The 16,485-nt window shown below is 65.8% G+C and carries 14 protein-coding genes; 12 read left to right on the forward strand and 2 right to left on the reverse strand.

Annotated elements, in window-relative coordinates; genetic code table 11:
* Positions 1–632 precede the first annotated feature (632 nt).
* Entirely contained in the window at positions 633–1,562 is a 930-nt protein-coding gene (locus VHO04_RS15720) for a formylglycine-generating enzyme family protein (RefSeq protein ID WP_329629203.1), read from the reverse strand.
* Positions 1,563–1,702: 140 nt separating this feature from the next.
* On the opposite strand from VHO04_RS15720, the gene VHO04_RS15725 reads away from it, so the two are divergent.
* From VHO04_RS15725 to VHO04_RS15745, 5 genes are all read left to right on the forward strand, one after another.
* A complete protein-coding gene (locus VHO04_RS15725) occupies positions 1,703–2,761 on the forward strand; it encodes a LacI family DNA-binding transcriptional regulator (RefSeq protein WP_329629183.1) in 1,059 nt (352 codons plus the stop codon).
* Positions 2,762–2,911: 150 nt separating this feature from the next.
* A complete protein-coding gene (locus VHO04_RS15730) occupies positions 2,912–5,203 on the forward strand; it encodes a TonB-dependent receptor (protein WP_329629184.1) in 2,292 nt (763 codons plus the stop codon).
* Between the two features lie 65 nt (positions 5,204–5,268).
* A complete protein-coding gene (locus VHO04_RS15735) occupies positions 5,269–7,008 on the forward strand; it encodes an arylsulfatase (protein ID WP_329629185.1) in 1,740 nt (579 codons plus the stop codon).
* A 26-nt stretch (positions 7,009–7,034) separates the two neighbouring features.
* Positions 7,035–9,239 (forward strand): beta-glucosidase, encoded by a 2,205-nt coding sequence (locus VHO04_RS15740; RefSeq protein ID WP_329629186.1) that lies wholly within the window; start codon positions 7,035–7,037, stop codon positions 9,237–9,239.
* Positions 9,240–9,413: 174 nt separating this feature from the next.
* Entirely contained in the window at positions 9,414–9,584 is a 171-nt protein-coding gene (locus VHO04_RS15745; RefSeq protein WP_257544274.1) for a hypothetical protein, read from the forward strand.
* 58 nt (positions 9,585–9,642) lie between these two features.
* Here the strand turns inward: VHO04_RS15745 and VHO04_RS15750 are convergent, their stop codons facing one another.
* Positions 9,643–10,302 (reverse strand): TetR/AcrR family transcriptional regulator, encoded by a 660-nt coding sequence (locus VHO04_RS15750; protein WP_329629187.1) that lies wholly within the window; start codon positions 10,300–10,302, stop codon positions 9,643–9,645.
* Positions 10,303–10,450: 148 nt separating this feature from the next.
* On the opposite strand from VHO04_RS15750, the gene VHO04_RS15755 reads away from it, so the two are divergent.
* The 7 genes from VHO04_RS15755 to VHO04_RS15785 all read left to right on the forward strand — a co-directional run bounded on the left by VHO04_RS15755 (position 10,451) and on the right by VHO04_RS15785 (position 16,479).
* Positions 10,451–11,617, forward strand: a complete 1,167-nt coding sequence (locus VHO04_RS15755) for an amine dehydrogenase large subunit (RefSeq protein ID WP_329629188.1) — start codon at positions 10,451–10,453, stop codon at positions 11,615–11,617.
* Positions 11,617–12,135, forward strand: coding sequence for a MauE/DoxX family redox-associated membrane protein (locus VHO04_RS15760; protein ID WP_329629189.1), 519 nt, complete (start codon positions 11,617–11,619; stop codon positions 12,133–12,135). The genes VHO04_RS15755 and VHO04_RS15760 overlap by 1 nt, the downstream gene beginning before the upstream one ends.
* Entirely contained in the window at positions 12,132–12,722 is a 591-nt protein-coding gene (locus VHO04_RS15765) for a redoxin family protein (protein WP_257544243.1), read from the forward strand. Before VHO04_RS15760 ends, VHO04_RS15765 begins: the two co-directional genes overlap by 4 nt.
* A 145-nt stretch (positions 12,723–12,867) precedes the next feature.
* Positions 12,868–13,305 carry a methylamine dehydrogenase light chain gene (locus VHO04_RS15770; protein ID WP_414713127.1) on the forward strand — a complete coding sequence of 146 codons (438 nt, stop codon included), beginning with the start codon at positions 12,868–12,870 and terminating at the stop codon, positions 13,303–13,305.
* A complete protein-coding gene (locus VHO04_RS15775) occupies positions 13,305–13,745 on the forward strand; it encodes a cytochrome c (RefSeq protein WP_329629190.1) in 441 nt (146 codons plus the stop codon). Before VHO04_RS15770 ends, VHO04_RS15775 begins: the two co-directional genes overlap by 1 nt.
* Positions 13,742–14,212, forward strand: coding sequence for a cytochrome C (locus tag VHO04_RS15780; RefSeq protein WP_329629191.1), 471 nt, complete (start codon positions 13,742–13,744; stop codon positions 14,210–14,212). Before VHO04_RS15775 ends, VHO04_RS15780 begins: the two co-directional genes overlap by 4 nt.
* A gap of 38 nt (positions 14,213–14,250) precedes the next feature.
* Complete coding sequence (locus tag VHO04_RS15785; protein WP_329629192.1) at positions 14,251–16,479, forward strand: TonB-dependent receptor; 2,229 nt, start codon at positions 14,251–14,253, stop codon at positions 16,477–16,479.
* The last annotated feature ends 6 nt before the right edge of the window (positions 16,480–16,485 follow it).

Raw genomic sequence — 16,485 nt, forward strand, 5'->3', positions numbered from 1 at the left:
CGAACCACTGTCTCCACGATCAACATCCCGTTCTCGCCAACTGATCAAAACCAGTCGGCCGACTAAATCCCCGGGATGAAGGGGTCCTTTTTGCACGCCGATCACCCCACGAAGGGGGTGCCTATTGCACGCTGATCCTCAAACAGGCCGGACAGACGACTGCACCCGACCAACGGCCAGATCATCACTTTACACTTGCAACGCGGGAGCCATCCACAGACGCCAGTCCGCAATCGGCCAAAATTTGCCATGCGATCTCCTCGCACAAGGGTGCTATCAAAACCTATGCGTGAGGTACCAGCAAATCAGCGTGAAAAAGAGCCTCTCGAATCGCCCTGTAAATACCGCGATGCCCGATTAATCGTCTTCCGGCCGAGGCCATTCCGCCTTCATTTAAGGATCGAAGGAGGAAATATCTGCGCTTTGGCTCAAGAAGACCCGGAAAGTCCCACTGCAGCCCCGAAAATTCTTGGGATTTTTGCTGGTACCAGGTCGATTTTCTCGAAACAATATAAGAATTTCAGATAGTTAGACAATTTTTTGAATCTTGCCGCCCCAGCCAGCCGGTGCGGATCATCATGTCCTGACAGGACCAGGATTGCCGGCGGCTGACCCGATATTGCAGCGTCGGGTCAGGATATGATGGCGCTTCGGATCACGCAGCGGAAGCCGATGTGGCTGGTGGAACTGTCGATGGTTTCGGGGTGGCGCGCGGCGGGCCGGTAGCGCTGGCAATAATTGGGGGCGCAAAGATGCGAGCCGCCCTTGAGCACCTTGCGGCCGATGCGGATGTCCGGCTGGGCGGGGTCATAGCTCCGCCGCATCGGTCCTCCGCGCGGATTGTCGATCGCGCAGCAGGATCTGCCGCGACGGGTCGCGCTCGCCGCGGGCTCGGACCACCAGTCCTGCGTCCATTCCCAGACATTGCCGATCATGTCGTGCAGCCCGAAGCCGTTGGCGGGGAAGCTGCCGACCGGCGAGGTGCCCTCCCAGCCGTCGAGGCGCTGGTTGGCGAAGGGAAAGAGGCCTTGCCAATAGTTGGCGAGCATCGCGCCCCCCGGCGCCAGTTCATCGCCCCAGGCATAGTCCGCGCCGTCGAGGCCCCCGCGCGCGGCATATTCCCACTCTGCCTCGGTCGGCAGCGCCTTGCCCGCCCATGCGGCATAGGCCTCCGCATCGGCATAGGCGATATGGACGACCGGATGATCTTCGAGCCCCGCGATCGCACTGTCGGGGCCGCCCGGATGGCGCCAGTCGGCGCCGAATTCGAACTGCCACCAGTTGGCGGGATTGCCGAGATCGACGGGGCCGCGCGTCTTGCGAAAGACGAGCGAGCCGGGGCGATCCATTCCGGGCAACAGGCCCGGATAATCGCGCGGATCGGGGGCGATCTCGGCCGCCGTGACATGCCCCGTCGCCGCGACGAAGCGCGCGAAATCGCGATTGGTGACGGGCGCGGTGTCGATCCAGAAGCTGTCGACCCGCACCGGGCGCACCGGGGCTTCCTCGGGATAGAAATTCCGTGATCCCATGGCGAAGGTCCCGCCGGGCAGAAAGATCATGCCCGGCGGCCCGCCTGCGGAAATTTCGCCGTTCGTGTCGCGCATCGTCTCTTTCGCCTCGGGCCCGGCTTTGATTTGCATCGGCCGCCGTCTATCGTCAGGGGGCGGTTAGCTCAAGGATCGCAGCGTGAGGAGGATTTTTGAAGCGGGCCGTCACGATCATCGATATCGCCAACCATGCGGGGGTGTCGTTCAAGACCGTTTCGCGCGTCCTGAACGGCGCGCCGACGGTCGCCGAGGAGCTGCGCGCGCGGGTCGAAAAGGCGATGCGCGACCTCGATTACAAGCCGAATCGCGCCGCCCGGCTGCTGCGCGGCGGCAAGGCGCACGCGCTGGGGCTGATCGTCGGATCGCAGACGCAGGCGATCGCCCAATCGCCCGAGCCCGACCGCCGTATGCCGAGCTATGCCGCCGACGTGATCCTGGGGCTGCTGCAGGCCTGCCACGCGGCCGAATATCATCTGGTGATCGAGAATATCTCGCCCGGCGGCACGCCCGAGGCGCAGGCGATGCTGGGGCGCTTTCTCGACCTTGTGAAGCTCGACGGCGTGATCCTCGTGCCGCCGCTGTGCGACACGCCGTGGGTGCTCGACCTGCTCGACAGCCGCGGCATCGCCTGCGCACGGATCAATCCGGGGCTCGACCTCGACCGCGCGCTCTGCCTCGTCATCGACAATAAAAGCGCGGGGCGCGACGTGGGCGAGGCGATCCTGTCGCACGGGCACCGGCGGGTCGGCTTTATCGACGGCCCGCGGAGCCACGTCGCGCTCGGCGAACGCAGGGCGGGCTTCCTCGATGCCGTCCGCCGCGTTGCCGACGTCACGGTCGAGGTGCGGCAGGGCAATTTCCTGTTCACCTCGGGGTTCGAGAAGGGGCGCGAGTTGTTGTCGCTTTCCGAGCGGCCGACGGCGATCTTCGCTGCGAACGACGAAATGGCGGCCGGCGTGCTCGCGGCGGCGGTCGATTGCGGTATCGAGGTTCCGCGCCAACTGTCGCTCGTGGGGTTCGGCGGCCTCGCCATTTCCGAACATAGCTGGCCGCGCCTCGCCACCGTCAGCCAGCCCACGATCGACATTGCGCGGATCGCGGGCGAACAGCTCATCGCCCGCGAAGGAGGGGCCGCGGCCGACTGGAACCGGGTCGTGACCATGCCGTATGAACTCGCGACGCGCCAGTCGCTCGCCCCGGCGCCGGACTGAGGCCGGCCGCCGCTTTCATCGATCGAACGCCCGATATTGACGATTGGCCGATGCCGTCTTAGAAGGTCGAGACAACGTTGTCCCGAATCATTCGAGGGCAGGACTTCGCTGCTGTCGCCATGGCGACGGCGGCAATCTGGGGAGGAAGACATGACATATCGCCGCAAAGCCTTTTGGATGGGCAGTGCTGTCCTTGCGCTGTCGGCGTCGGTTGCCGCGCACGCGCAGGAGGCGCCCGCTCCGGCGGACGACGTCTCGGGCGACGAGATCGTCGTGACCGCGCAAAAGCGCGAGCAAAACCTTCAGAAAGTGCCGGTTTCGGTGTCGGTCCTGTCGTCGGCGGTGCTGGCCGACAACCGGGTCAGCGGGCTCGAACAGCTCTCGCTGGTGTCGCCCTCGATCGGCTTCACCAACAGCGCCAACACGCGCGGACAGGGGCTTTCGATCCGCGGGATCGGCACGCTCAACTTCTCCGACGGCGTCGAACCGTCGGTCTCCACGGTGATCGACGGCGTCGTCATCGGCCGCTCGGCGGCGTCCTTCTTCGATTTCAACGACATCGAACGCATCGAGGTGCTGCGCGGGCCGCAGGGAACCCTGTTCGGCAAGAACAGCTCGGCCGGCGCGCTCAACGTCGTCACCGGCAAGCCCGACCTTCATGAATCGAGCCTCGAAGCGTCGGCGAGCTATGGCACGTTCGACGATGTCCGGCTCAAGGCCACGGGTTCGCTGGTGCTCGATCAGGGACGCGCGGCGCTGCGCATCTCGGGATTCCGGTCGAAGGCCGACGGGATCATCACCAACACCGTCAACGGCGAAAAGCTCAACGACAACGACAGCTGGGGTGTGCGCGGAAAATTTCTGTTCGAGCCGAGCGACGTCACCTCAATCTATGTGATCGGCGACTATGGCGAGAGCAATCGCAATTGCTGCGTCTCGACCGTGCGCTCGGTGCTGCCGACGACGACATATTACAATGGCGACAAGCGCGCTGACCTGCTCGCCGGGCAGACGCTCGGCCCACTCAACCGCGAGGTGACGATCGACGGCGATTATTTCAACCATCAGAAGACCGGCGGCGCATCGGTCGAGATCAATACCGAACTCGGCGGCCAGACAATCACCTCGATCACCGCCTATCGCGAGTTCAAGGTGTTCGACAACAACGACCCCGATGGGGTTCCGCTGCCGGTGGTGAGCCTCAACAACGCCCGCCAGAAGCAGCAGCAGTTCACGCAGGAACTGCGGCTGACGTCGCCCGCGGGCGAGCCGGTCGAATATGTCGTCGGCCTCTTTTATTTCTGGCAGGACGTCGTCAGCCAGACGCAGGTGAAGGGCAAGTTGGTCGTGAACCTGCCCGGGACCCTGTATCTCGGCAATCAGGTCGACCGCGACATCACGACCAAGAATGTCGCCGCTTTCGGGCAGGTCACCGGGCATCTGACCGACCGCCTGTCGCTGATCGGCGGCTTTCGCCTGACGTCAGAGCAGGCGGTGGCGCATTTCGACCGGACGATCCTGCCGGGCGCCGTCGCCGCGATGCCGAGCCTGGGCGGACCCGCCTATGCCGCGCCGACGCTGAAGGCCACCGACACCGACCTCAGCTATAAATTGGGCGTGCAATATCAGGCGTCGCCCGATGTCATGGCCTATGCCACCTATACGCGCGGCTACAAGGGGCCGGCGCTCAACATGCTCAACAATCTGACCGCGGTGACGGTCGATGCGGGGCTGGCGGTGCTGCGGCCCGAGATCGCGCGCAACTGGGAAGCGGGCGTTCGCACGACGCTGTTCGACCGGATGTTGACGCTGAACGTCACGGGCTTTTACGAGACCTTCACCGATTTTCAGGCGCAGACCTACAGCGCGCTTCTCACCTCGTTCCAGCTCACCAACGCGGGCAAGCTGATCACCAAGGGGGCAGAGGTCGAGGCGATTCTGCGGCCGGTCGATGGACTCAATCTGTCGGGCAACCTTGCCTTTACCGACACCGAGGTGCGCGGGCTGATCGTGAGCTGCTATGCCGGGCAGACCGCGGCGCAGGGCTGTGTCGGCGGCCGTCAGGACGTCACTGGCGAAGCGCTGACCAACGCGCCGAAATGGGCGTGGACGCTGAACGCCAACTATGGCGCCGATATCGGAAGCACCCTGCGCGGCAGCGCCAATCTGGCGTTCACCTATCGGTCGAAGACGCTCTTTGGCTATCGCGATCCGAACACCGCCCAGCCGGGTTACGGCCTGCTGAACGGGCGCCTGTCGCTCGAGACGCAGGACGGCCGCTATGGCGTTTCGCTATTCGGCAAGAATCTGACCAACAAGCATTTCGCGAGCTTCATCGGCGCCGGCCTGCTCGACACGTCGGCGACGGGTGCCGGTTACACGCAGTTGCTGACCCCCGATGCCTTCCGCACCTTCGGGGTCGAAGGTCGGGTTCGCTTCTGACCCGTCCCAGACGGCGGGGACGCCGGCCCGTGCGCCGCGTCCCCGCCGGAATATGGAGCCGATCGATGGACTATTCCCGCCGCCGCTTCGTCGGCACCCTCCTTGCCACCACGACCTTGTGCGGGCTGACGTCCGCGCGCGCGATCGGTGCGACGGGGCCGCGGCCCAATATCATCACCATCCTGCTCGATGATGTCGGCTATTCGGATATCGGCTGTTTCGGCGCCGAAATCCGCACCCCGGCGATCGACAGCCTTGCCAAGGCGGGGCTGCGTTATGTTCATTTCGACACCAAGGCGGTCTGCGCCTCGACCCGCGCGTCGCTGCTGACCGGGCGCAATTGCCACACGGTCAACATGCCCGACGTGCCCGATGTCGCCGCGGTGCTGCCGGGCGATCCCCAGATGGCGCGATTGTTCCGGATGCCGGACAATGCGCAGACGATGGCGCAGGCGCTGCAAGGACGCGGCTATGCCACCTGGGCGGTCGGCAAATGGCACATGATCCCGATGGACGAACTCGGCGAGGGCACCGGGCGGGACAATTGGCCGCTCCAGCGTGGCTTCGATTATTTCTATGGCTTTCCGAGGGGCTGGACCGACCAGTATCGGCCCGAGCTGGTCGAGAATAATGCCTATATCAAGCGCGACTTTCCCGCCGGCTATCATCTGTCGGTCGACCTCGCCGACAAGGCGATCGACCTGATCGAACGCCATGTCGCCGAAAAGAAAGACAGCCCCTTCTTCATGAACCTCGGCTTCGGCACCGCGCATTCGCCGATCCAGGTGCCGCGCGAATATTCGGCGCCCTATGACGCGATCTACAAAAAGGGGTGGGACCAGGTCCGCGAGGACCGCTTCGCCCGCATGAAACAGATGGGGTTGATCCCCGCCGACACGCTTTTGCCGCCGCGCGAACCGCGCGACCGGGCGTGGGCCGACTTGTCGGATGACGAGAAGGCCGTCTTTGCCCGCTATATGGCGGTCTATGCCGGCTTCATCGAGCATTGCGACCGGCAGATCGGCCGCCTGCTCGATGCGCTGCGCGAACGGGGGGTGTTCGACAATACGATCATCATCCTTCTGTCCGACAATGGCGCGGCGTCGGAAGCGGGGCAGAGCGGCTTCTTCGACGGGCTCTATCGCGCGAACAGCCTGACTCCGGCCGAGCAGCGCGCGCGCATCGACGAGTTGGGGACTGCCAGCACGCAGGCCGAATATCCGCGCCCGTGGGCGATGGTCGGCGATACGCCGCTGCGGCGGTACAAGCTGTGGCCCTATTCGGGCGGCACCCGCACCCCGATGATCTTTCACTGGCCGCGCCATGTGGAGGACCCGGGCGCGATCCGGCGGCAGTTCGTCGATGTCGTCGATATCGCGCCGACCCTGCTCGACGCGGTCGGCGCGCGCTTCGATCCGGTGGTCGGCGGCGTGGCCCAGATTCCGGTCGCGGGCCGCTCCTTCCTGCCGACGGTGCAGAGCCGCAAGGCCCCCGGCCGGCAGGTCCAATATTTCGAGCTGCGCGGCAACCGCGCGATCACCAGCGGGCGCTGGCGCGCGGTCGCGCTCCATGATTGCGACCAGCCCTATGCGAACGACCGCTGGGAGCTGTTCGACCTCGACCGCGATTTTTCGGAAAGCACCGACCTTGCCGCCCGCTATCCGGCCAAGGTCGCCGAACTGAAGGCGCTGTGGGACGATCAATGGGCACGTTACGGCAACGGCGCGCTGGCGCAGCCGGGGGCGCTGACGTGCCGGCTGTCCGACCTGTTCGATCGCCACCCGGTTGCCGGACACGAAGGATGAAGCCAGAAACAGGGGGAGCGGTAAGGATGCGAGGATATTATGCGACGACGGTGCTGGCGATGCTTCTGGGGTGCGCGGCGATGACGGCGTCGGCGAAGGACCCGGCGGCACCGGTTGCGGCGGCCGAGGCGGCCGCCGACGACTGGGCGGCGAAGACCGAAGCGCAGATGACCGACGACGAGCGTTTCTCGCTGCTCCACGGCTTCATGCCGATTCCGATCGGGCCCTATGCCGACCCCGAATGGCAGGCGAAATGGCCGAAGGACGTGATTCCGGGCGCCGGCTATGTCGCGGGCGTGCCGCGCCTCGGCATCCCGTCGCAGCGCGCGACCGACGCCAGCCTGGGCGTCACCAACCCCTTCGGCATCCGCAAGGGCGACAGCGCGACCGCGCTGCCCGCCGGCCTCGCGCTCGGCGCAAGCTTCAATCCCGACCTGGCCTTCGCGGGCGCCGAAGCGGTGGCGAGCGAAGCGCGCGCCAAGGGGTTCAACGTCCTGCTCGGCGGCGGCATGAACCTGATCCGCGATCCGCGGAACGGCCGCAATTTCGAATATATTTCCGAAGATCCGCTGCTGTCGGGCATCATGGGCGGCGCGGCGGTGCGCGGCGCGCAGTCGGCGGGGGTGGTATCGACCGTCAAGCATTTCTCGCTCAATTCGAACGAGACCAACCGCCACACATGGAACGCCGAGATCGATGAGGCAGCGCATCGCGAAAGCGATCTGCTCGCCTTTCAGATCGCGATCGAGCGCGGTCATCCCGGTTCGGTGATGTGCGCCTATAATCTGGTCAACGGGCAAAAGGCGTGCGGCAACGACCATCTGCTGAACACCGTCCTCAAGAAGGACTGGCGCTACAAGGGCTGGGTGATGTCGGACTGGGGCGCGGTGTCGGGCGCCGACTTCGCGATCAAGGGCCTCGACCAGCAGGCGGGCGAGCAGCTCGACAAGCAGGTCTGGTTCGACGCGCCGCTGAAGGCCAAGCTCGCCGACGGCAGCCTGACGCGCGACCGATTGTCCGACATGGTGCGCCGCATCCTGCGCTCGATGAAGGCGAACGGGCTGGTGGACGCAGGCCCGGCGCCGGCGGTCGACATGGCGGCGCACGCTGCGGTCGCGCGGCGGATCGCCGAGCAGGGGATCGTGCTGCTCAAGAATGATGCGAACGCCTTGCCGCTCGCCGCCAACGTCGGCTCGGTCGCGGTGATCGGCCGCAACGCGCATGTCGGCGTGCTGTCGGGCGGCGGATCGTCGCAGGGCCTGCCGCCGCGCGGCTGGGCGGCGTCGGTTCCGGTCGGCGGCGGCGACGGATCCATCGGCGCGTGGCGGATCGAGCGCTGGTTCGCGGGCGCGCCGCTCGCCGCGCTGCGTGAGGCCTTGCCCAGGGCGCACGTCGGCTTCGATCCGGGCCTCTATCCGCAGGACGCCGCCGCACTCGCCGCGCGCTCCGACGTCGCAATCGTCTTTGTCAGCAAATATGAAGCGGAGGGGTTCGATTCGCCCGACCTGTCGCTTCCCGGCAATCAGGACGCGATCGTCGAGGCGACCGTCGCCGCCAATCCCAACACCATCGTCGTGCTCGAAACCGGCAATCCCGTCGCCATGCCGTGGCTGGACAAGGTGAAGGCGGTCGTCGCCGCCTGGTATCCGGGGCAGGAGGGTGCTGCGGCGATCGCCGACGTGCTAACCGGCAAGGTCAATCCGTCGGGCCGCCTGCCGGTCAGCTTTCCCGCATCGACCGAAACGCTGCCGCGTCCGGCGATCCCCGGCTACGGCACGCCCGAAAGCACGCGTGTCACCGCGACGATGAACGAAGGGTCGGACGTCGGCTATCGGTGGAATGCGCGGACCAGGGTGAAAGCGCTTTTCCCGTTCGGCCACGGGCTTTCCTACACGCGCTTCGCGACGGGCGGGCTCAGGACCGACGGCGCGACCGCCAGCTTCACCGTCCGCAACAGCGGCGAGCGGGCGGGCGCGACGGTGGCGCAGCTCTATCTCGTGTCGCGCGATGGCAAGCCGGTGCGGCGGCTGGTCGGTTTCCAGCGGGTCGAACTGGCGCCGGGGGCCGAACGGACGATCCGGCTGACGATCGATCCGCGACTGTTCGCCGACTGGAACGGGACTGGGTGGACGATCGCGAAGGGCGACTATCGCCTCGCGCTCGGCGAGGATGCGGAAACGCTTCAGGCTCCCGTCTCGGTGTCGTTGAAGGAGCGCATCTGGCAGGATTGATGAAGATGACCGTCTTGTAATGCGGCGGTCATGCGCTGGGCAGGCGCACGGGTCTATCCCGTTCTCGTCGGGTCGAGCCGGTCCGCACCATCCCCCCTGACCCTGGCATGGACCGGCTCCCCTGGCTTCGCCCGCACTGGAAGGGGCGGATCAACAGTCAAGGAGAGAAAGTCCATGCGTAACGTTGCCAAACTCGCCGCCGCCGGTGCCCTGTCGCTCGCGATCGTCAGCGGAACCGCTTTCGCAGCGACCGCGCCCGCCAGCCAGCCGGCGAAGACCGCGGTGACCAAGAAGGCCCCGGCCAAGCACGTCGCCGCGAAGAAGGTCGAAAAGAAGGCCCACTGATCGGTCCTATCCTCTCCGTCCGAAAAGGCCGGTCCGCATCCGCGGGCCGGCCTTTTTTCTATAGCCGTTTGATTTCGCCAGGGCGCAAGGTACGCGCCAGATGGACGAACGAGCGGCGCGCGATCACTTCGAGCATCGGCATCTGCCTGCACCATGGCTTTTCATAGCCTGCGAACATCGTCATCCCTTCCATCGATCCCGAAATGAAGAGCGCCAATATCTCGCGCTCGTCGTCGGGCAGCGCCGGGTTGATCTCGGCAATCAGTTCGTTGAGCGAGGCGCGCGCGCGCTCGTAAAGATCGTTCATCCGGTCGTGAACGAATTCATCGTGGTTCGCCATCGCCCAGAGTTCGGGGAAGAAGCGCGTCGTTTTCTTGGTGGTGATGTCCTCGAGGATCAGCACGACCAGATTCCCGAGCCGCGCTTCCGCGCTCGCGCCCGGTTCGTGGAGTATCTCGTCGAAGGATTCTTCGTAGCTGCTAATCACGGCATTCAGCAACTCGCGAATCAGATCCTCCTTCGACCTGAAATAATAGTTGAGGCTGCCGACGTTCATGCCCGACTCGGCGGCGATGCGGCGAAGCGTCAAAGCCGATGCGCCGTGGTTCACGAGCAGCGACAGGGCCGACCGCAATATCTGTTCGAAGCCATCCTGACCGCGCGCATAACCCCCGATCCGCGGTGCGATCTTCAGGTCCGGAACGATGAAATTGGTCAATTTTCTTGGCCTCCTGCGCTTCCGCGTAGCCAACTCGCCTCTCTCGGGCAAGCGTCCGACTTTACTCGATTGACTAAATTTAGTCGATCGCATAATGTTTGGATGCGGGCCACCAGAGCCCGGTGCAACAGGATGAGGGAGACGGAGGATGGCGCGCATCAACCGAGCGGCGGCTTTTGCCATATTGTTGATGTCGGCGAGCGCCGTCGGCGCCGCGGACTATCCGCAGCCGCTGCCCGAAGAGCCGGTCCCGACCGTCGCCGAACTTCCCGAACATTATCCCGACAGCTGGGTGTTCGTGCAGGATCTGCACTTCAACAGCCTGCCCGACGGCCGCGCGGCGATCGTCGACGTCGGTGCCGAAAACAATAATCTGCGTGGACAGATTCCCGTTGCGCAGTTCGGCGTCATGCTGCCCTCGACGACGCGCGGCGAAATCTATGTCGGCGAAACCTTCTATTCGCGGCTGACGCGCGGCGAGCGGACCGACGTCATCACCATCTGGGACACGAAGACGCTGACGCCCAAGGACGAGATCGTCCTGCCCGGCGGCAAGCGCGGGCTGTTCGTCACGCTTCGCAACAGCCTGCAACTCACCAATGACGAGAAATGGGCGCTGGTGTTCAATTTCACGCCCGGCGCGTCGGTCACCGTCGTCGATCTGGACGGCCGCAAGATATTGTCGGATATCGAGCTTCCGGGTTGCTCGCTCGTCTATCCGACCGGGCCGCGCGGTTTCACGTCGCTCTGCGCCGACGGAACGATGACGAGCATCGCGCTCGACGCCGCCGGCAAGGCCGGGCCGGCCGTGACCAGCGCCGTGTTCAACGACATCGATGACGATCCGCTGTTCATGACCCCCGCGATGGTGGGGCGGACGGGCTGGTTCGTCAGCTTCAAGGGCCATGTGCGCGCGATCGATTTTTCGGGCGCCGCCGCCAAGGATCTCGGCAGCTTCGCGCTTCCCAGGCAGGATGGCGGCGAACCCGAATGGCGGCCCGGCGGCTGGCAGGTGATCTCGGCCGACCGCGCCGGGCTGCTCTATATCCTGATGAACCCCAAAAGCGGCGAGGGAACGCACAAGGACGGCGGGACCGAAGCGTGGGTGATTGATCCGAAAACGAAGACGCTGGTCCGCCGCATCGCGCTCAGGAACCACAGCGTGTCGATCGAGGCGACGCAGCAGGAAAAGCCGCTGCTCGTCGCTTCGCGCCCCGACGGATCGCTCGACGTCTATGACGCGGCGAGTGGCGCGTTCGTCCGCACGATCGTCAGCGTCGTGCACGATCCGATGACGATGACGGCGGCGCGCTGATGGCCGCCGTGCTTCCCGTCCTTTCGCTGTTCCTCGCCCTCGTCCTGGCAACCGCGGCGGCGCACAAGCTGATCGAGCGCGCGCGGCTGACGCAGGCGACCGCGGGCCTGCTGCGCCTGTCGCCTGCGGTGGCGATGCCGGTGACGATGGCGGCGGCGGCGATCGAGTTCGCGGCGGCGCTCGCGCTGCCCTTTCCCGCCTCGCGGCCCGCGGGCGCGCTGCTCGCCGCGCTGCTGTGGGCCGGATACGCCGCCGCCCTGCTCGCGGCGCGGCGGCGCGGCGACGGCGGGCTCGATTGCGGCTGCGACTTCGGCGCGCGCAAGAGCGGCATTGGCCGCTTCGCCATCGCCCGCGCCTTGGCGCTCGCCGCCGCCGCGCTGCTGCTTTGCCTCTCTCCCGCTGGGGGCGGCGGCATCGACATTCCGTCGATCTTCGCCGCCCTCGCCTTTGTCGCGCTGCTCTTTGCCGCCGGCGAACTCGCCAGCCTTCCCGCATCCCGCAGGAGTGTCATTCGATGACCGGATTTTTCCTTGCCTCGCAAATCTTGCTCTGGATCGCCATCGCTGTCCTCGGCGTCCTCGTCGCGGCGCTCGCGCGGCAGGTCGGGGTCCTGCACGAGCGGATCGCGCCCGCCGGCGCGCTGACGCTGCACCAGAAGGTCAATGTCGGCGACATGGCGCCCGCGATGACGCTCGATACGCTGAACGGCGGTCAGGTCGCGATCGGCGGCAAGCGTCACCGCCGCGGCCAGCTTCTCTTCTTTCTCTCGCCCGACTGCCCCGTCTGCAAGACGTTGCTCCCCATCGTCCGCTCGGCGAGCGGCGCCGAGCACGACTGGCTCGATGTCGTGCTGGCGAGCGACGGCGATCCCGCCGCGCACCGCCGGCTGGCGATCGCCGAGGGGCTTACCGGCTTCGACTATGTCCTGTCGGAGGAACTGGGCCGGTCGCTCGGCGTCTCGAAGCTCCCCTACGCGGTGCTGATCGACGAGGAGGGCCGCATCGCCTCGCTCGGCCTCGTCAACAATCGCGAGCATCTGGAAAGCCTGTTCGAGGCCAAGGAACGCCGCGTCGCCTCGATTCAGGATTATCTCGCGCGCGGTTGAGCCGGGCGGAACGACAGGAAGGGGACGAATATGTCGGGTCTCGACAAATTTTCGGAAAAGGTGACGCGCAACGTCGCGCGCGACCTCGCGGCGCAGCCTGCTGACGCTGATCGGCGGCGCGCTGACCGGCGCGGCGGTCATCCCGGTGCTGCCGGTGTCGCGGGCGCAGGCGCAGACCCACGGCGGCGGCGGCGATCCGGTCGCGCCGCAATCGAGCGGCAATCCGCAGGATCCCGGCGACCAGACGAAATGCGATTATTGGCGTTATTGCGCGATCGACGGCTTTTTGTGCAGCTGCTGCGGCGGCTCGCCGAGTTCGTGCCCGCCGGGGACCGAAATGTCGCCGATCACCTGGATCGGCACCTGCCAGAACCCCGCCGACAACCGCGCCTATATCATCAGCTATAACGACTGCTGCGGCAAATCCTCGTGCGGGCGCTGCCTGTGCAACCGCAACGAAAACGACCGGCCGATGGTCCGCCCGCAGGCGAACAACGACATCAACTGGTGCCTCGGCACCTCGAGCTCGGTCTATAATTGCTCGACCGCCGTGATCCTCGGCGTCGCGCTGGAGCAGCAGTGATGCGGCGGCTGGCGACCCTCTTTGCCCTGGCCGTGCTGGCGGCGGCAGCGCCGGCGACCGCGCAGGACGGCGCGACGATCTATAAGCGTTGCGCGGCCTGCCATCTGGCCGACGGATCGGGCGTGCCCGGCGCCTTTCCGCCGCTGAAGGCCGATGTCCGCGCGCTCGCGGCGACGGCCGCCGGACGCCGCTATCTCGCGCTCGTCGTGATCCGCGGCGTGTCGGGACCGATCACCGTCGCCGGAAAAATCTATCGCGGGACGATGCCGGCGCAGGCCGGACTCAATGACGCGCAAATCGCCTCGGTCCTCAACCATGTGGTTCGCGGTTCGTCGGCGAAAGCGTTCACGGCAAAGGAGATCGCGGGCTACCGCGCGGGGGGGGGCTCGCTCGCTCCCGCCGCCGTGGCGCGCCTGCAGCCGGGCACCGCCGGCAAATGAAATGGCTGGCCGTTCCCGCGCTGATGCTGGCGACCGGGGCGGCCGTGGCGACACCCGGCCCGGCCAGTCCGGACGCGATCCCCGGCGTCGCCAACCCGGTGCGCGCGCGGCAGCACTGGATCTTGCAATGCCAGGGATGCCACCGCCCCGATGCCACGGGAACGCCGCAGACCGCCCCGACGATGGCGGGCTTCGTCGCGCGCTTCCTGCAGGTGCCGGGCGGGCGCGAATATCTGGCGCGCGTGCCGGGCGTCGCGACGGCGGCGCTGTCCGATGCCGATCTGGCGGAGGTGCTGAACTGGTCGCTAGCGCGGTTTGACCCGGCGCATCTGCCCGCCGATTTCAAACCCTACACGGCCGCCGAAATCGGCCGGCTGCGAAGCAAGCCGCTGCGCGCCGAAGCGAGCGCCATGCGCGCGCGGCTGATGGCGGACTTTGACGAGACGGACGTGACGACACCGAAATGACGACAGGAAAATAGTGATAAAAACAGGGAGGATGTTCGATGATCAAGGTGAATGAAGGTGGGGCGGTGCGCCCCATGCTGCTGCTGATGCTGCTGACCGGAGCGTCGGTGCCGGCGCTGGCTCAGGAAGCCCCCGCCGCTCCCGCTCCGGCCGAGACGGTCGCCGACGACGGGACCGACATCGTCGTCACCGCGCAAAAGCGATCCGAACGGCTTCAGGACGTCCCGATCGCGGTCAGCGCGCTCGGCGGCGATGCGCTCGACAAGCAGCGGGTGACGCAGGCCGACGAACTCGCGGGCAAGATCGTCAACCTTCAGCTGACTTCGACGGTCGGCGACAACACCCCGATCTTTGCGCTGCGCGGCGTGTCGATGTCCGATTACAGCCTCAACCAGGCGAGCCCGGTCGCGACCTATTATGACGAGGTCTACAAGGGCAATTTTGCCTTCCTCGGCGTCGCGATGTACGACCTCGAACGCGTCGAGGTGCTGCGCGGACCCCAAGGCACGCTCTATGGCAAGAACACCACCGGCGGCGCGGTCAATCTGATCAGCCGGGCGCCCGAACTGGGCGGCACCGACGGCTATCTGAACCTCGGCTATGGCAATTACGACCGCTACGAGGCCAATGGCGCACTGAACGTGCCGCTCGGCGAGACGGTGGCGGCGCGCGTCGCCTTCACCTTCGCGCGCGCCGACGGCTGGTTCAAGAACCAGCTTCCCGGTCAGCCCGACCTTGCCAGCGTGCGCGAATATGGCGTGCGCGGCAGCTTGCTGTTCGAGCCGAGCGACAGTGCGCGCTTCGTGCTCCGCGCCTCGACCAGCTACCAGAATCCGCGCAACTACGGCATCTACGCCCAGCCCGAGGCGGTGAACCGGCCGGGACTGGGGCGGCGTCAGATCGAGGCGAACGTCACCGACCGCCGCCGCGCGCGCACCTGGTCGGTATCGCTGACCGGCACGGTCGATCTCAGCGACGCGCTTGCGATCACCAGCGTTACCTCGTGGGACAAGGGCCGGCTGGCCTTCTATGAGGACACCGACGGAACCGCGACCGAACTGCTCGAAATCCCCTATACCGACCGGGCAACGCAATTCGCGCAGGACCTGCGGTTGACCAGCGACTTCGACGGCCCGTTCAACTTCATCCTCGGCGCCTATTTCAATCGCGAGAAGGTCTATAACGAAACGACCTTCGAGATCGGCAAGGACATCGACGTCGACGGCAACGGCGTGATCGACGTCGACGACTGCGCGGCCGGGCTTCCGCTTGCCTGCCTGTTCCGCAACAGCTTCGATCAGGTCAAGAAGAGCTATGCCCTCTATACCGACATGAGTTTCGAGGTCACCGACCAGCTCACATTGCGCGGCGGCCTCCGCTTCACCTACGACAAGGGCGTGCAGAGCAATTTCGAATCGAACGCTCTTGGCGTCGACGGCGTCCTCGTCGCGAACCTGATCCCGCCGTCGCGGCTCGACTACAGCACCGAAAATCTGTCGGGCAAGATCGGCGCCGATTACAAGATCAACCCCGACGTGATGGTCTATGGCAATTACAGCCGCGGCTATCGCGCGCCGAGCTTCAACGCGCAGGCCTTTTTCGATCCGTCCGAACTGTCGGTGGCGAAGGCCGAAAAGATCGATGCGTTCGAACTGGGACTGAAGAGCCAGTTCGCCGACCGCCGTGTCACGCTCAACATGGCGATGTTCCATTATACCTACAGCAACCAGCAGTTCATCAACGTCGATCCGGGAACCGCGGCGCAGACCCTGCTCAACATTCCGCGTTCGCGCATCCAGGGCGGCGAGGCCGAACTGACCGTCCGCGCGGGCGATATGGTGACATTGCGCGGCGGCCTCGGCCTGCTCAGCACCAAGATCAAGCGCGGCACGGTGAGCGGCGTCGACGTCAGCGGCAACCGGCTGTCGAATGCGCCCAAGCTGACCTTCACCGGCGGCTTTGACGCGACGGTGATCGACGGCGGCAGCGGCAAGGTCAGCCTGCACGGCGACCTCAACTATTCGTCGAACCAATATTTCGAGGTGCTCAACGTCCCCCGGCTGCGGCAGAAGTCCTATGCTCTGTTGTCGGGGCATATCGACTGGGAATCGGCCGACGGGCGCTGGACGGCGTCGGTCTGGGGCAAGAATCTCGCCAATAAATTCTACTTCACCTCGCGCGTCGACCTGCTCGCGGGCTTCGGTTTCGACTATAACCATGTCGGGACTCCGCGAACCTATGGCGTGACCGTGGGCGCGAAATTCTGATCGGAG

The sequence above is a fragment of the Sphingopyxis sp. genome (assembly GCF_036261875.1).
Taxonomy (GTDB): domain Bacteria; phylum Pseudomonadota; class Alphaproteobacteria; order Sphingomonadales; family Sphingomonadaceae; genus Sphingopyxis.

Excerpts from the sequence above, each read along its gene's own strand:
- VHO04_RS15775 (WP_329629190.1), top strand. The coding sequence starts at position 13,305 with ATGCGGCGGCTGGCGACCCTCTTTGCCCTGGCCGTGCTGGCGGCGGCA.
- VHO04_RS15745 (WP_257544274.1), top strand. The coding sequence starts at position 9,414 with ATGCGTAACGTTGCCAAACTCGCCGCCGCCGGTGCCCTGTCGCTCGCG.
- VHO04_RS15735 (WP_329629185.1), top strand. The coding sequence starts at position 5,269 with ATGGACTATTCCCGCCGCCGCTTCGTCGGCACCCTCCTTGCCACCACG.
- VHO04_RS15755 (WP_329629188.1), top strand. The coding sequence starts at position 10,451 with ATGGCGCGCATCAACCGAGCGGCGGCTTTTGCCATATTGTTGATGTCG.
- VHO04_RS15740 (WP_329629186.1), top strand. The coding sequence starts at position 7,035 with ATGCGAGGATATTATGCGACGACGGTGCTGGCGATGCTTCTGGGGTGC.
- VHO04_RS15780 (WP_329629191.1), top strand. The coding sequence starts at position 13,742 with ATGAAATGGCTGGCCGTTCCCGCGCTGATGCTGGCGACCGGGGCGGCC.
- VHO04_RS15720 (WP_329629203.1), bottom strand. The coding sequence starts at position 1,562 with ATGATCTTTCTGCCCGGCGGGACCTTCGCCATGGGATCACGGAATTTC.
- VHO04_RS15785 (WP_329629192.1), top strand. The coding sequence starts at position 14,251 with ATGATCAAGGTGAATGAAGGTGGGGCGGTGCGCCCCATGCTGCTGCTG.
- VHO04_RS15765 (WP_257544243.1), top strand. The coding sequence starts at position 12,132 with ATGACCGGATTTTTCCTTGCCTCGCAAATCTTGCTCTGGATCGCCATC.
- VHO04_RS15730 (WP_329629184.1), top strand. The coding sequence starts at position 2,912 with ATGACATATCGCCGCAAAGCCTTTTGGATGGGCAGTGCTGTCCTTGCG.
- VHO04_RS15760 (WP_329629189.1), top strand. The coding sequence starts at position 11,617 with ATGGCCGCCGTGCTTCCCGTCCTTTCGCTGTTCCTCGCCCTCGTCCTG.